The organism is Ruegeria sp. YTSA108 (assembly GCF_059610185.1).
On sequence record NZ_JBXWND010000006.1, the window covers coordinates 208,031 to 223,674 of the forward strand.

Here is a 15,644-nt window from a genome sequence, read left to right on the forward strand (position 1 = left end):
ATTAGCTGAGCGCAGTCTAGCAACGAAAGGGCAAAAGGCCATGCCTCTTGAGATCGTCACCATCCCATGTCTCAGCGATAACTACGCATTTCTGGCGCATGACGCGGTTAGCGGCAACACCGCATTAATCGACGCGCCTGAAAGTGGCCCGATTCTGTCAGAACTGGAACGACGTGGCTGGGGCTTGTCTCATGTGTTGCTCACGCATCACCATTTCGACCATGTCGACGGGTTGCCGGCCATTTTGGAACAGCACCCGGCGACGGTGATCGGCGCGGCAGCCGACGCACATCGCCTGCCACCTTTGGATCAACAGGTCAATGACGGCGACAGTTTTGAAATCGGCGGGGAACCCGTCCTTGTTCTGGACGTTTCGGGCCATACTCTTGGTCACATCGCCTTTCACATGCCGCAAAGCGCGGTGGTCTTTACCGCCGACAGCCTGATGGCAATGGGTTGTGGACGCCTGTTTGAAGGCACCGCACCGCAGATGTGGGAATCGCTGTGTAAACTGAGCGCCTTGCCGGATGACACGCTGGTTTGTTCAGGGCACGAATACACGCAGTCCAACGCCAAATTCGCTCTCACCGTCGATCCAGGAAATTCTGCGCTGCAGAAACGCGTCGCAGAAATTGACAGCACCCGAGCCGCCCAACAGCCTACGGTTCCCTCCACTCTGGCGTTGGAAAAGGCCACTAACCCCTTCCTGCGCGCTGCTGACCCGGCGATTCAGGCGCACCTGGGTATGGCAGGCGCCGAACCAGCCAAAATTTTTGCTGAAATCAGGGCTAGAAAAGATCGGTTTTGATACCTATTTCACCTACTTCACAGCCACGGTCACAACAAATGTGACTGTCAAGAGCAAGAAAACCCTTGAAGCCGGGCTCTGATCAACCAAACTCTAATAGTATGAGGACATGGTTGGGATGGGGATCCGGCCTTCAGCCCGCCCCCTTCTGACCCAAGACAGAGGAGCACCCGCGTGCCTTCATTCTCGAGCACACTAGAACAAGCCATCCACGCGGCCCTGGCGGCTGCGAATGAACGGCGACATGAATTCGCAACGCTGGAGCATCTGCTTCTGGCATTGTTGGAAGAGCCCGATGCGATCCGCGTGATGAAAGCCTGCAGCGTCGATCTTGACGAATTGCGCAGCACTCTGGTGGAATTCATCGACGAAGACCTATCGAACCTTGTCACCGATATTGACGGGTCCGAGGCTGTACCGACAGCCGCTTTCCAACGTGTGATCCAGCGCGCTGCGATCCATGTTCAAAGTTCGGGCCGGACCGAAGTGACCGGGGCGAATGTTCTGGTCGCGATCTTTGCCGAACGCGAAAGCAACGCAGCCTATTTCCTGCAGGAACAGGATATGACCCGGTACGATGCGGTGAATTTCATCGCCCATGGTGTGGCCAAGGACCCGGCCTACGGCGAAAGCCGTTCGGTATCGGGCGCGGATCAGGCAGAAGAGGAAACTCCGGCCAGCACCGCCGATGGCGAGCAAAAAGAAAGCGCGCTGGGGAAATACTGCATCGACCTGAACGCGAAATCGCGCGCGGGCGATATCGACCCGCTGATCGGTCGTGCCGATGAGGTTGAGCGCTGCATTCAGGTGCTATGCCGCCGGCGCAAGAACAACCCGCTTCTGGTCGGTGATCCGGGCGTTGGCAAAACCGCAATCGCAGAGGGACTGGCATTTAAGATCATCTCTGGCGAGGCCCCCGATGTCCTGTCAGAAACCACCATCTATTCGCTGGATATGGGTGCATTGCTGGCGGGCACCCGCTATCGCGGTGATTTCGAAGAACGCCTGAAAGCGGTCGTGACCGAGCTTGAGGATCACCCAGACGCGGTTCTGTTCATTGATGAAATCCACACCGTCATCGGTGCCGGTGCCACCTCGGGCGGGGCAATGGATGCCTCGAACCTGCTGAAACCGGCCCTTCAGGGTGGAAAACTGCGCACTATGGGTTCGACCACCTACAAAGAGTTTCGCCAGCATTTCGAAAAGGATCGCGCGCTCAGCCGCCGGTTCCAGAAGATTGACGTGAACGAACCTTCGGTCGAGGACAGCGTAAAAATCCTGCGCGGTCTGAAGCCCTATTTCGAAAAGCATCACGAGATCAAATATACAGCCGACGCGATTAAAACCGCGGTCGAGTTGTCAGCACGCTACATCAATGACCGCAAGCTGCCCGACAAGGCGATCGACGTGATTGACGAAGCCGGTGCAGCCCAGCATCTAGTTGCTGAAAGCAAGCGCCGCAAGACCATCGGCGTCAAAGAGATTGAGGCCGTTGTTGCCAAGATCGCCCGCATTCCACCCAAGAACGTCACCAAGGACGATGCCGAGGTTCTGAAAGACCTTGAAAAGTCGCTCAAACGGGTGGTCTTCGGACAAGACGTGGCGATTGAGGCGCTGTCCAGCGCCATCAAACTGGCGCGCGCCGGTCTGCGCGAGCCGGAAAAGCCCATCGGCAACTATCTGTTTGCTGGCCCAACCGGTGTGGGAAAGACCGAAGTCGCGAAACAGCTGGCGGATACGCTGGGAGTGGAACTGCTGCGTTTTGATATGTCGGAATACATGGAGAAACACGCGGTCAGCCGCCTGATCGGTGCGCCTCCGGGCTATGTCGGGTTCGACCAAGGCGGTTTGCTGACTGATGGCGTCGACCAGCATCCGCATTGCGTTCTGCTGCTGGATGAGATTGAAAAAGCCCACCCGGACGTGTTCAACATCCTGCTGCAAGTGATGGACCACGGAGAGCTGACCGACCACAATGGTCGCACGGTGAACTTCCGCAACGTGGTGCTGATCATGACCTCGAATGCAGGGGCGCAAGAACAGGCAAAGGCGGCCATCGGCTTTGCCCGCGACCGCCGCGAAGGTGAGGATACCGCCGCGATCGAACGTATGTTCACACCGGAATTCCGCAACCGTCTGGATGCTGTCATTTCCTTCGCGCCGCTGCCGAAAGAGGTCATCCTGCAGGTGGTCGAGAAGTTCGTGCTGCAGCTTGAAGCACAGCTACTGGACCGCAATGTGACCATCGACCTGACGCCAAAAGCCGCCGAATGGCTGGCCGACAAAGGCTATGACGACAAGATGGGCGCACGCCCATTGGGACGCGTCATTCAGGAACACATCAAGAAACCTCTGGCCGAGGAGCTGCTGTTCGGTAAGCTGGCCAAGGGCGGTGTCGTTCGCGTCTCGGTCAAGAAGGGAGAGCTGGATCTGGACATTTTTGGCCCCGATCAACCGCGCATCCCTGGCGACAAACCCCCGCTTCTGACTGCAGATTAAAAGCAGCGCATCAAATCAAAGCCCGGCTTCTACGCCGGGCTTTTTTCTTGCCTAAGCCGTGTCACCTGTCTCAAAAGAAAACCTCAGGGGCGCCCGGAAAACCACCCAACTCTGACAATGGGCCTTCCTTGCTGCAATTAGCGCTCGGTCAGCTTCAATTCGATCCGGCGATTCTGAGCGCGCGCTTCTGGGGTGTTTGCGGGGTTGAAGGGTTGGAATTCACCAAAGCCATTGGCCGCCAGACGTTGCGGTGGAATACCCAGCGCATCGACCATATAACGGACAACCGACAAGGCGCGTCCCTGGCTAAGCTCCCAGTTGTCCCGATAGCGGCCAGTTCCGGCCAGCGGGACATTGTCGGTATGGCCGTCCACGCGAATAACCCAGTTCAGGCCTTCGGGAATTTCAGCCGCGACACCGCGCAGTATATTGGCCACCTTGGCGATCTCAAGCTGACCCTTGGGCGACAGCACTGCTGATCCTGTATCGAACAGTACTTCGGACGAGAACACAAACCGATCGCCTTCGATCCGAACGCCTTCCTGATTACCCAGCACATCGCGCAACCGACCGAAGAATTCCGAGCGATATCGCTGAAGATCCTCGGCCTGCGCCGTAAGTTCTTGGTTCTGGCCCGAAAGGGCCTCGGCCTCGGCCTCAAGCCGGGCGCGCTCGGCCTCTTCCAACAAACGGCGGCGACGCTCTTCCGAGGCGGCGCGGGCGAGTGCGGCGTTCAGATCCTGACCCAATGTTTGAATACGAATATCAGCGGCGGCGTTGCGGTCTTCGTAATCGTCCAGCAAAGCCTGCAATCCACCCAACTGCTCGCGCAGGGCTGCCATCTGCTGGTTCAGCAAGGCAGTCTGACGCTGCGCCTTTGCTGAAACGGCTTTCTCGGCAGAGATTGCCTCACGCGCAACGGCCAGCAAGGCTGCGCGTTCTTCGGCCAATGTGCGCTGTATCTGTTCCGCTGTCAGAGCGTCGGTTTGGGCGGCCAATGCCGCTTGCAGCTGGGCCTGCAACTCCTGACTATCAAGCTCACCAAACTGCCGCTCCAGTTCGGCCTTAGCAGCTTGCGCAGCGGCCAACAGGGTCAGGGTTTCTTCGGCTTGCTTGCGTTGCGCTTCCAGAGCCAGCGTCATAGCGGTCAGTTCCGCATCCGCATCCTGCAGACGATTGCGCAGGTTTTCGGCCGCCGCAGCTTCGGCCAGGCGCGCGGCCTCTTCGGCGTCAAGCTGGCCTTCAAGCTCGGTGACCAATGCGGCCTGCGCGGCCTCATTTTGTTCCAGATCCGCCACCAACGCTTCAAGCGCTTCGCGGCGGGCAGCATCAAGCCGGGCGGCCTCGGCCTGGGCATCGACCTCGGCACGGCTTTGGGCAAGGGCCAGGTTCAGGGCCTCTTGTTCATTCAGCAATTCCGAACGCTCAGATTCCAGTGAGGCGATAACCCCCAGCGACCGCTCCTGATCGGCCAACAGAGATGCGACCTGTGCTTCGAATGACGTGATCCTGGTTTCTGCCTGCGCCAGATCTTCCTCGGCCTGCGTCAGGGTCGCATTCAGCGCCCCTAACCGGGCCTGAAGGCGGCTGTTTTCCCTTTCTTCCAACCCAAGCGCACCAGCAAGGGCCGCCACTTCGCCGGACAGGGCGGTCAGTTCATCCTCTTGCCCCGAAATCGTCTCGCGCAGCACGAATTGCACCACCATGAAGATGGTCAACACAAAGGTCAGCACCATCAACAGCCCGGTCATCGCATCCACGAAACCCGGCCAGACCGACCCCTGAAACCGCTGACCTGTGCGACGGGACAGAGCCATGGATTACTCTCCTTCCGGAGCGGTTCGAACGGCGCCTCGGGGCAATGTAAGAGCTTTGACCAAAAGTTCGATGTCCTTGCGCAGCTCGCTCATGCTTTCTTGGCGGCCTGCTGAAATTTCTTCGAGGATACGCAGCAACTGAACATCCATCGAGCGCAGGCGCATGCGGCTTTCTGCGTCTATTCCTTCGCTGGTCCCCTGTTCCCGCAGATGATCCAGCAGAGCGTCCTGCCCCAGTGCGACACGTTCCAGCGCAGCGGTGACATTCTCGGTCTCAGACTGACGCTGGTTCATATCTCCGATTGCGCCGACAAGATGCCCCAGCTTGCCCGACAGCTCGGCCCGGTCGGCTTCCTGCGCCGAAAACAGGTCCTGCAGGGCGTTCATCTGTTCGGACATTGCATCCAGAACCGGTGTCAGAACCGCCAGTTCGGTGCTGCTGCCGTCATCGCCTGCTGCAAAGCCGACACGGGTGATCGAGGACAACCATTCTTCGAGCTCTCGATAAAACCGGTTCTGCCCGTGGCCCGCGAACAGTTCCAGCAACCCCACAATCAGTGATCCGGCAAGACCCAGCAACGAAGACCCAAAGGCCACGCCCATTCCCTGCAGTTGGGTTTCAAGGCCAACCATCAGGCGATTGAACACGGCCAGCCCTTCTTCGCCATCCTGCGGATTGAGACTGCGGATCGTGTCGACAATAGCGGGGACCGTCGTGGCCAAGCCAAAAAACGTTCCCAAAAGCCCAAGATAGATCAGAACATTGGTGATATAACGCGTGATCTCACGCTCTTCCTCGACCCGTTCGGCCACCGAATCCAAAATAGACCGGGTCGAACTGGAACTGATCTGCGACCGCGCACCCCGGTCCCGCAGCAGCGACGCCAGCGGTGCCAAAAGCTGAGGCGTGCGCGCGTCCTCATGAACAACGCCACCAACGAAGGACTCGATCCAGCGCACCGAACCGATCAACTGTGTCACCTGATAAAAACAGGCAATTACGCCGACGAAAAATACCAGAAGGATAAAACCGTTCAGATACGGGTTTGCATAGAAAACCGGCAAAACGTAAGGCAGCGCCATGAAGATGCCCATACCAGCCAGGCCGATCGCCACAAGCATCGTTACGATCTGACGAATGGGTTGCGAGAAATGCGGTCTCGCGCCCTGTTGTGCCTGCGCCATGCGCGTTTTTCCCGGTTCTTTTCTGCTCTGACGCGAATCTACCGAAAATCTGCCGGTGACGCCAAGGGTTTATGAGGTAATGCTTCGCACCCGTTGCGCTAACCACTCAAGATCGGGATCACGCAGACCAATCTCGGTCAGATGTTCAGCTGTGTTATAAAGGTATTCGGTATTTGGACCGCGCCCGCCGACAGCATGGGCAATGATCTGCGCCTGGTCTTCCAACGGCATGCCCCCGCAATACTGCACGTGATCTGCGTCGATAACATAGGTGACAGCCGTTACGACCTCGTCCGTTTCCAAATGCACATCAAGCATCTTTTCGACATAGGCCGACGAGATCAGCTCGCGCTCGCGCAGTTCATGCAAGGTACGCTCTTCGTGGCCTGCCTCGACGGCGAGGGCCAGACCTTTGCACAGGGTGTCACGCTGTTCATCCAACGCCAGAACAAGGCCGGGTTTCTCTTCGGTTCCGCGGTGATGAATCGAACTCATGCAGAAAGACCGCGCATATCCATTCAGGGTTGCGCGTTCGCTGCGGGACACGGGAAAGCCGGGATTCCACAGCAGCGACCCATATCCGAAAACCCACATCGTCATAGCACTGGTCCTTGCCCGTTTGCGCCTATAAACATCAATTTCAAGGCGGGAAAAAGGGCCATTAGCAATGCGCGGGCTAATACGAGTAGTCATTTTCATCACTGCGATCTGGAGCGCCTATTGGTTCGTCGCCGGATATGGATTGCGCAACGCGATCACAACTTGGTTCGACAACCAACAAGAAAGAGGCTGGCTGGCCGATTTTTCGGACGTAGCCACAGCAGGCTATCCATTCAACCACGTCACCCGACTGAACAGCCCCGCTCTGGCCGACCCGGTCAACGGCACCGCCTGGAGCGCCGACTGGATCGAATTCCAAAGCCCCGCGATCTGGCCGGGTCGACAGGTTCTGCGTTTCGCGGAAACGCCGCAGCTGCTGTCCTATTTCGATCAAACGTCGACCATCGTTGCAGCTGACCTGCAGGCCGAGCTGCAGTTGCAACCTGGTGTCGCGCTGGTGCTAGAGAAAATGTCTCTGACTGCCGGACCATGGTCCGTTGCCAATGATGCTGATTTGCTAGCAGCGGGAACCACGCTTGGTCTGGTGATGGAGCAAACCGAAAATCCTCAAGCCTATGCGATCAGCGCGCGGATCGATGGCTTTTCCCCCGGCGATGATCTGCGCGCCATGATGCATTCCGCCACCACACTGCCCCAGACATTCGATGCGCTGGAAATGGATATGGTCGCCACCTTTGACAAACCGTGGGATCGATCTGCACTGGAACAAAGCCGACCTCAGCCCACCCGGATCGACCTGCGTCTGGCTGAGATGAAATGGGGTGCATTGCGCCTGTTCGCTGCCGGAGAGCTGGACGTAGACGATCAGGGTATTCCTACCGGAGAGATTTCGATCAAGGCCGAAAATTGGCGTGAGATGGTTGCCATGGCCAACGCCGCAGGGGCCCTGCCCGATCAGGCGGTAGACCCTGTGACACGTGCCCTGAAATTCATGGCTGGCTTGGGGGGCAATCCCGATTCGCTGGATCTGCAGTTGAACTTCCGTGAGGGCTATGTGGCGCTTGGCCCGCTACCCCTTGGTCCGGCCCCGCGGTTGATCCTGCGTTAACGGCAGTACGGGCCACGGCGATACCGGGCTGTGTCCAAGTGAAAATGATCCCGGTGATACCGGTCCGCATTCGGGCCAAGTACCGTTCCGAACGGCCCGCAGGCGGCGCGCCAGATCTTGGTCAGTTGCTTCTTTGACGGGTTCTTGCGCCAACCGTTCAGAACGGTCACAACCTCGCCATTCGCCATCTTGAAACCTGATATGTCTATGGCCCGGCCCTTACCGTGTTCCGATATCCGCGCACCCTTGCGGTTGTTGCGCGTTCGGCATGCGTAGTGGGCCGCGACCTGCAGTTCGACAACGGGACCGCGCCTTTTGAAGGTGGGCTTCACGCTTTTCTCGACCCATTGGTTCAGCGCAATTGCTGTGCCGCAATCCATGGTGGACGGACGGCTAAGCGCCACACCAGAAACTGAGGTGATCTGTACCGCTTCCTTGATCCCGCAGGCTTTGATCTTGCCGGGAACATTACCCACCGGCTTGCCCTGAATTTCGATATTCCCGCAGACCGATGTTTTGCGCAGCTTACGCTTTTTGAACAGCACCTGCTGTACCAGCGTATTCGGTTGCAACTCTGGCTGCATCCCGACCGGAGCGGCAAAGGCCAGAACCGGTTGGTCATCGAGGGTCAACAGGTGTTCAGATGGCGTTGCATTCCCCATTGTGGCACCAAGTACCAACCACCCAATCGACAGAACGCTCCAGCCGCGCCTCATGGGTTGGTTTTCCCGCGACCAAAATCCGGCGCGTCCGTATCCTGCCCGGCATCAATGATCCCGCGCCGGATCGCACGTGTGCGGGTAAAATAATCGAACAGCTGATCGCCGTCACCTGTACGAATGGCCCGCTGCAGCGCAAACAGTTCTTCAGTGAAACGCCCCAATATCTCTAGCGTCGCATCCTTGTTGGTCAGAAACACATCGCGCCACATAGTCGGGTCCGAGGCCGCGATCCGGGTGAAATCCCGAAAGCCCGCGGCCGAGTATTTGATGACCTCGCTATCGGTCACACGGCGCAGATCATCCGCTACGCCGACCATCGTATAGGCGATAAGGTGTGGCGCATGGGATGTAACCGCCAGAACCAGATCATGGTGGTCGGCATCCATCTCATCAACATTCGACCCCAACCCCGTCCACAATGAGCGCAGGCGCGCGACGGCCTCCGGGTCCGAGCCCTCAACCGGGACCAAGAGGCACCACCGATTGTCGAACAGCTCGGCAAATCCGGATTCAGGGCCGGAATGCTCGGTCCCGGCCAGCGGATGCGCTGGGATAAAATGTACACCCTGCGGGATATGAGGCGAGACATCCTGAATGACATGCCGCTTGACCGAGCCCACGTCTGAGACGGTCGCGCCCGGTTTCAGGACAGGGGCAATCTCTTGCGCAACTGCGCCCATCGCTCCGACCGGCACGCATAGAACCACAAGGTCTGCGCCCTCAACGGCCTCTTGCGCGGTGTCGCAGATCCGGTCGCATAGGCCAATCTTGCGCGCGGTGTCGCGCGTGGCCTCGGACCGGGCATAGCCGGTTACTTCGGCGGCCAATCCAGCACGTTTAATCGCCCAGAACATCGACGATGCGATCAGGCCCAACCCGATCAGCGCAACGCGGTCATAAACCTGGCTCATGCGGCGCCCCCTTTGAAAGCGGTTATGGCCGCAACGACACGGCGACAAGCCTCCTCGTCCCCAACCGTGATCCGAAGAGCATTTGGCAGGTTATATCCCGCGACGCGGCGCACGATCAAACCCTGTGTCTTGAGGTAATCGTCGCACGCTTCGGCCTCGGCCTGATCCTTAAAGCGGGCGAGAATAAAATTGGTGCTGGACGCATCCGAAGATACGCCGATTTTGGACAACTGGGCCGAAAGCCAAACCCGCAAGCGTGCATTTTCGCTGTGGCAAAAGGTCAGGTACTCTTCGTCCTTTATGGCGGCTTCGGCAGCGGCCAACGCAGTCAGCGACAGGTTGAAGGGCTGGCGCACCCGGTTCAGCACATCAATGATCTCTTGCGCCGCATAGCCCCAACCGACCCGCATCCCGCCCAGTCCATAGATCTTGGAAAAGGTCCGCGTCATGATCACATTCTCGAACCGATCCACCAGAGCGCGGCCTCCGTCGAACCCTTCGACAAACTCGGCATAGGCGCCATCAATCACCATCAGACAAGTCTGCGGCAAGCTTTCGGCCAGTCGGATAAGATCAGCCTCGGGGATCATGGTCGATGTCGGATTGCCCGGATTGGTCACGAACACGATCCGGGTCTGGTCAGTCACAGCGGCAAGAATGTTGTCCACATCCACGTGACGATCGGTTTCAGGCACCATCACCGGAGTTGCCCCCGCCATCCGAGCGATGATCGGGTACATCGAAAATCCGTGTTCGGTATAGATAACCTCATCCCCCGGACCGGCATAAGCCTGTGCCACGAATTGCAGCACCTCGTCACTGCCCACGCCGCAGATAATGCGCACTGGGTCCAGCCCGTGGCGTTCGCCAATGGCCTTACGCAGACTGGCGTGATCTGTACTGGGATACCGATTCAGGGTGGCCGCACTGTCCCGTACTGCCTCGATCGCTTTGGGGCTGGGGCCAAAGGGGTTTTCGTTCGAGCTCAACTTGATCACATGGTCGACCCCCGCCACCTTCGACTGGCCGCCCTGATAAAGCGCGATGTCCATAATGCCGGGTTGAGGGGTGATCTGGGTCATAAGAGGCTCCGTATTTAGAAGCCCCTCATACCCGTCTCAAAGCGTTGAGAAAAGCGGCAATTCCCTTATGCCGCCTTGAAGCGGGCTGTCGCCGGGTCGGCGTCGTAAAAGGGAGTAAACTCTTCGGTCCGCCGGGACAGGTCATTGACGCTGTCGATGATGAAGCGGACAGTCTCTTGGGACATCAGATATGAAAAGTTCAGACGCACCCAACCGGGTTTTTTCAACTCTTCTCCAGCACCAAGCGCCGCATGCAACTGCTCCGAGGCTGCACGATCAATACCCAGCAACCGATGGGCATAGGGCCCGGCACAAGCACACCCACCCCGGGCTTGAATGCCATAAACATCACTCAGCATCCGGGTGAATAACTGCTGGTGCACCGGCTGACCTTTACTGTCATGAACAAGAAAGGAAAAAATAGGCAACCGATGTGGATTGTCCGCGCCCAACAAGGTCAGACCTGGGTTATCTCCCCACCCTTCCAATGCCATCTGGTTGTAAAGCGCCTCGCGCCTTGCGATTTCGTCTGCGCCAACTGCATCTTTGACCATGAAAGCCAACGCGGCACGGATGTCGCCTATGACATTCGGCGTTCCCGCCTCTTCGCGCGTTGCAAGATCGGCGCTGTAGTCATGCCCCCAAGGGGACACGAAACTCACAGTGCCACCACCGGGCCAGCTGGGGCATGTGCGCTGCACAACGTTTTGATTGACGATCAATACACCAGACGCGCCGGGCCCACCGGCAAATTTATGAGGAGAGACCACGATCGCATCCTTGCGCGCATCCGCCGGGCCCATTTCCATTGGCAGATAAGGCCCACCGCCCGCATAATCCCAAACCGCTACAGCGCCATTAGCCTTGAGCAGCCGCGTAACCGGGTCGGGATCAGTGATTATGCCCGTCACATTCGAAGCGGCCGAAAATGATCCGACGATCAGATCCGCATCCGCGTTTTCAACCAAGGCACGCTCTAAAGCCGACAGATCGACACCCCCTTCGGGTGCTTCGGGGATTTCAATCACCAGCGCTTTGCTTTCCCGCCACGGCAGGATGTTCGAATGGTGCTCATATGGGCCGATCATTACCACTGGTCGTGCAGCAGCCTCGATCCCCAACAGATTGACCAGCCGGTTGAGACCCGCTGTAGCGCCCGATCCCGTAAAGATCACCGCATCATTTTCCCCGGCGCCAACAATCCGGGAGATTTCCGCACGGGCCTCGCGGCGCAGTCGGGTCATGTAGGCCCCGCAATAAGACGCCTCGGTGTGGCTGTTGGCATAAAACGGCAACACATGCGCGGCCACAAAATCCTCGACCTGCTTCAATGCGCGACCCGACGCGACATAATCCGCGTAAACCAAAGGTATGTCCCCGCGCAGCCCCGGGATCATAACATTCTCGCCGATTAAGCCATCGCGCAACGTGTCGCTACGAACAGCAGCTTCAATGTCAGAACGAAATTGGGAAAGTGTCATTATACGGACTCCGAAGTTTCCCAATAAATATGATTGATATGTGTTGTGTATATAATGCATATTTTTAGATGGTTTTCATAAATCTTGTGTCATATGATTTGGAATGTCCAAAAATCTAGATCATATTGACCACCGCCTGCTGCGTGAACTGCAAACCGACGCTACGCTGTCCCAACGTGAACTGGCCGACCGCATCGGGCTGTCGCAAAACGCCTGCTGGCGTCGGCTGAAGGCCCTGAATGATCAGGGCGTCATCATCGGATCGACAGCGCAAATCGCGCGCGAAAAACTAGGGCTGAGCCTTGTGGTCTTCGTCATGCTGCGTACGCGGCACCACTCGGCCGAGTGGTTACAGGCCTTTCGCAGGCATGTTCTGACGATACCAGAGGTCGTGGACTTCCACCGCATTGGCGGCGACTACGACTATCAGCTCAAGGTTGTTACGCAGGATATGGCTTCGTACGACAAGGTCTATCAACGCCTCATCGAAAAAGTCGAGCTGGACAGCGTAACTTCATATTTCGCGATGGAGGCAATTGCAGAAGGACGACCCTTGCCAATCTGATCCGCTCTTTATTTGGTCAAAAAAATTGCTCGGGGGGCATCGCGGCTGGTCGTGATTGGGGGCAGAGCCCCCTAAAACGAAAAAGGCCGCGCAACCGCGCGGCCTTTCGAATTTCGATTTCGGCGAAGATTAGTTCTTCGCGTAGAATTCGACAACCAGGTTCGGTTCCATCATGACAGGGTAAGGCACATCGCCCAGACCCGGTGCGCGCACGAAAGTCGCGGTCATTTTCGAGTGGTCGGCGTCGATGTAATCAGGAACGTCACGCTCGGCCAGAGCAGCAGCTTCAAGAACAACGGCCAGTTGCTTGGACTTGTCACGTACTTCGATGACGTCGCCTTCTTTGACACGGTAGCTGGGGATGTTGACCCGCTTGCCGTTCACTGTGACGTGGCCGTGGTTCACGAACTGACGCGCGGCGAACACGGTCGCGACGAATTTGGCGCGATAGACGACGGCGTCCAGACGGCGTTCCAGCAGACCAATCAGGTTTTCACCGGTATCGCCGTTGACACGAACAGCTTCGGCATAGATGCGGCGGAACTGCTTTTCGGTCAGGTCGCCATAGTAGCCCTTCAGCTTCTGCTTGGCGCGCAGCTGCAGACCGAAGTCAGACAGTTTGCCTTTCCGGCGCTGACCGTGCTGACCAGGGCCGTATTCACGACGGTTGACCGGGGATTTCGGACGACCCCAGATGTTTTCGCCCATCCGGCGGTCGATTTTGTACTTGGCAGACGTGCGTTTGGTCACGGCTGATCTCCTTCTTAAGGTCGAGGCCCTAATAGGCCACTATGAAGGGCGTTGTCCTCTTGAGGTTTCCCTCATGACAGGCCTCCCCTTGCGGGGGCCACCAACACCAATGAAGCCGCGCTTATATCCGCAGCGCTGGCAGAGTCAACATGCCGAACGGAAGGAACCGAAACTTTCTGAAATTCGATTCAAAGACGGCACCACTAACGGGATTTAGTCCGCTAAAGTGGCACCGTTTACAGTTGCGCGTAGGTTCGCGACACCAGTGTACTGGAACTGAGTGGCCTTGCGATGAAACGCGACGACAGTTCCGTCCTGCTCTGCAACTTCACCACTCTGATGCTTGATCTGAGTATATGCGCTGATCCAGAATTCCTGATCGCGTGAAGGACAGCCGCTTTCAAACACCAGCGACGGGCTTTCATCATCATCGGAAACGACCAGTAACGCTGAAAACCGTTGCGCCCCGTTCATAAGCTCGAGCGTTCCGACGACATTATCCGAAAAAGTCGTGGCAGAAATAACGCGCCCGATTGTACCTGATGCAAATGCGTTTTTACGCCCGACAACTTCAGCGCTGCCTGCTAGCATCGATGCCTGACCGCGCCAGGACCAGGCCGACCCTACATTTAAAAATGCCAGAGGCGCCGCCTCTAGCCCATCAATCTCTGTCTGCGACCATGAAATGGCAACACGACCGTTTACCCCGGTATTCATTTTACCGCCCGTACCCCTCAACAAATCACTGCCCGATGGCCAAGGGTTTATCAGTGACGATTCCGGCAGAAAAGGGACGGAATTGCAGCAATCACGAGAATGTTGCAGAACAGAATCAGAATCCGGATGCAGAAATCCGCGTTTCAAAGACTTAAAGGATCATACTGAGCCCGAATATCGGTCTGCCCTGCATTCGGTCTGATCAGGCTTTTTTCGATTCGCCAACCACAGCGGATTTAGATTTCAAATGCGTGCGCCCTAATCGGCACACTGCACGAGCTGTCAGTTCACCAGCCCCCGATCCGCTATTCCACCGGTAAAGCGGAGGCTGCGGATATCTTCCGGCATCGTCTTGTACTGGTCTCGAAAAGCACGTTTCAGTGACGTTGTAGACGAAAACCCTGTGGCGGTGGCAATCTCGATTTGTGGCAAATCCGTAAACCGCAGCAGGCTATGCGCACGTTCCAGACGCAATTCTCGGTATGTGGCCAAAAGTTTTGCCCCCGTCTTGTTCAGAAACCGTCTCTGAAGCTGCCGGGTTGAAGTGCCGACCATGTTCGAAAGATCCGTGATCCTGAGTGGCTCTTCGACATGGTTCAGCATTGCCTCAACCGCTGACATAACCAGGTGATCCCCGCCCGCACGATGGATCAAGCGATTGGCAAGCTGGCTTTCGCAGTCCCGCTTGGGTTCGGACAGGCCGATAAACCCGCGCAGGTTATCTGCCATGTTCTCACCATGGTCCAACGAAACAAAATCCGCCAACAAACGCAGCGTACTCAGACGTGTCGTCGCGCTATGCGTGCGCCCGCGCGCCGCCAGATATGTGCCTGTACCACAGTTGGTCAAACCTGCTTCACGCGCTGCTGCATCGAAGTTGGGGTGAATGGCCGCGACTGTTTTTTCCGACAATCTAATCTGGGCCAGCACAAGCACGGCACCACCGACAAGAACGGTCCGTGGCGAAAGATTCAGAACTTGTGAGACCCATGTTCTTTCGGCGTCGGACAACGTCCAACAATCCGAAAAATCGCCCCAGAAAACAGCCGCTCTTCCGGTCCAGTACTGCGGTCCTCCTACAGACCCCGCACCAGCCAAACGCAGATTAACGACATAGGAATGGTCGCCGGTCAGATCGCTCAGGGCATGATAAAATTCCCTGATCATCTCGGCCGAGGCAAATGCACTACTATCGCGCACGATCACATCGATGTTGTGGGTTCGCACGAAGGCAGCAGAGGTTGGCTCAGCCAGATAGGCTAGGTCATTTTCGAAGATGCAATGCTTCATGTCTCCCCCGCTGAAATGCCTGGGCCACAGGCAAAGGCATATGACCCAGGATGGATCAGCCCCTGGCCAGAGCGGGGGCTGATCTGGTTGTCGTCTGTTTACTCTGCGGCTTCTTCGTAAGCGTCCATTGGTGGGCATGTGCAGATGA

The 15,644-nt window shown here is 57.4% G+C and carries 14 protein-coding genes; 4 read left to right on the forward strand and 10 right to left on the reverse strand.

Annotated features, from left to right (window positions below; genetic code table 11):
* Positions 1–40: 40 nt before the first annotated feature.
* Together gloB and clpA are read left to right on the forward strand one after the other, a co-directional pair.
* Positions 41–808, forward strand: a complete 768-nt coding sequence (gene gloB / locus AC2FHW_RS11210; RefSeq protein ID WP_271949161.1) for a hydroxyacylglutathione hydrolase — start codon at positions 41–43, stop codon at positions 806–808.
* Positions 809–982: 174 nt separating this feature from the next.
* Positions 983–3,307 carry an ATP-dependent Clp protease ATP-binding subunit ClpA gene (clpA, locus tag AC2FHW_RS11215; RefSeq protein ID WP_142636483.1) on the forward strand — a complete coding sequence of 775 codons (2,325 nt, stop codon included), beginning with the start codon at positions 983–985 and terminating at the stop codon, positions 3,305–3,307.
* A 137-nt stretch (positions 3,308–3,444) separates the two neighbouring features.
* Here the strand turns inward: clpA and AC2FHW_RS11220 are convergent, their stop codons facing one another.
* From AC2FHW_RS11220 to AC2FHW_RS11230, 3 genes are all read right to left on the reverse strand, one after another.
* Positions 3,445–5,124: a peptidoglycan -binding protein gene (locus tag AC2FHW_RS11220; RefSeq protein ID WP_271949158.1), complete on the reverse strand. Its 1,680-nt coding sequence runs from the start codon at positions 5,122–5,124 to the stop codon at positions 3,445–3,447.
* A gap of 3 nt (positions 5,125–5,127) precedes the next feature.
* Entirely contained in the window at positions 5,128–6,309 is a 1,182-nt protein-coding gene (locus AC2FHW_RS11225; protein ID WP_142636479.1) for a biopolymer transporter ExbB, read from the reverse strand.
* 69 nt (positions 6,310–6,378) lie between these two features.
* The gene (locus tag AC2FHW_RS11230) at positions 6,379–6,909 is read right to left on the reverse strand and encodes a gamma-glutamylcyclotransferase (protein WP_142636477.1); all 531 of its coding nucleotides are present in this window, start codon (positions 6,907–6,909) and stop codon (positions 6,379–6,381) included.
* A gap of 67 nt (positions 6,910–6,976) precedes the next feature.
* Here AC2FHW_RS11230 and AC2FHW_RS11235 point away from each other — a divergent pair, with 67 nt between their 5' ends.
* Complete coding sequence (locus tag AC2FHW_RS11235; protein ID WP_142636475.1) at positions 6,977–7,978, forward strand: DUF2125 domain-containing protein; 1,002 nt, start codon at positions 6,977–6,979, stop codon at positions 7,976–7,978.
* On the opposite strand, the gene AC2FHW_RS11240 is transcribed toward AC2FHW_RS11235, so the two are convergent.
* The 4 genes from AC2FHW_RS11240 to AC2FHW_RS11255 all read right to left on the reverse strand — a co-directional run bounded on the left by AC2FHW_RS11240 (position 7,975) and on the right by AC2FHW_RS11255 (position 12,174).
* The gene (locus tag AC2FHW_RS11240) at positions 7,975–8,694 is read right to left on the reverse strand and encodes an extensin-like domain-containing protein (RefSeq protein ID WP_282021535.1); all 720 of its coding nucleotides are present in this window, start codon (positions 8,692–8,694) and stop codon (positions 7,975–7,977) included. The genes AC2FHW_RS11235 and AC2FHW_RS11240 overlap by 4 nt on opposite strands.
* Entirely contained in the window at positions 8,691–9,611 is a 921-nt protein-coding gene (locus tag AC2FHW_RS11245; RefSeq protein WP_271949152.1) for a prephenate/arogenate dehydrogenase family protein, read from the reverse strand. Before AC2FHW_RS11245 ends, AC2FHW_RS11240 begins: the two co-directional genes overlap by 4 nt.
* The gene (hisC, locus tag AC2FHW_RS11250) at positions 9,608–10,693 is read right to left on the reverse strand and encodes a histidinol-phosphate transaminase (protein WP_271949150.1); all 1,086 of its coding nucleotides are present in this window, start codon (positions 10,691–10,693) and stop codon (positions 9,608–9,610) included. Before hisC ends, AC2FHW_RS11245 begins: the two co-directional genes overlap by 4 nt.
* A 65-nt stretch (positions 10,694–10,758) precedes the next feature.
* On the reverse strand, positions 10,759–12,174 hold the full coding sequence (locus AC2FHW_RS11255) for an aminotransferase class V-fold PLP-dependent enzyme (RefSeq protein ID WP_282027584.1): 1,416 nt from the start codon (positions 12,172–12,174) through the stop codon (positions 10,759–10,761).
* Positions 12,175–12,277: 103 nt separating this feature from the next.
* Here AC2FHW_RS11255 and AC2FHW_RS11260 point away from each other — a divergent pair, with 103 nt between their 5' ends.
* Positions 12,278–12,739: an Lrp/AsnC family transcriptional regulator gene (locus tag AC2FHW_RS11260; RefSeq protein ID WP_142636466.1), complete on the forward strand. Its 462-nt coding sequence runs from the start codon at positions 12,278–12,280 to the stop codon at positions 12,737–12,739.
* Between the two features lie 129 nt (positions 12,740–12,868).
* On the opposite strand, the gene rpsD is transcribed toward AC2FHW_RS11260, so the two are convergent.
* From rpsD to AC2FHW_RS11275, 3 genes are all read right to left on the reverse strand, one after another.
* Positions 12,869–13,489 carry a 30S ribosomal protein S4 gene (rpsD, locus tag AC2FHW_RS11265; protein WP_058279997.1) on the reverse strand — a complete coding sequence of 207 codons (621 nt, stop codon included), beginning with the start codon at positions 13,487–13,489 and terminating at the stop codon, positions 12,869–12,871.
* 213 nt (positions 13,490–13,702) lie between these two features.
* The gene (locus tag AC2FHW_RS11270) at positions 13,703–14,206 is read right to left on the reverse strand and encodes a hypothetical protein (RefSeq protein WP_282027585.1); all 504 of its coding nucleotides are present in this window, start codon (positions 14,204–14,206) and stop codon (positions 13,703–13,705) included.
* A 282-nt stretch (positions 14,207–14,488) separates the two neighbouring features.
* Positions 14,489–15,496: a helix-turn-helix domain-containing protein gene (locus AC2FHW_RS11275; protein WP_282021539.1), complete on the reverse strand. Its 1,008-nt coding sequence runs from the start codon at positions 15,494–15,496 to the stop codon at positions 14,489–14,491.
* Between the last annotated feature and the right edge of the window lie 148 nt (positions 15,497–15,644).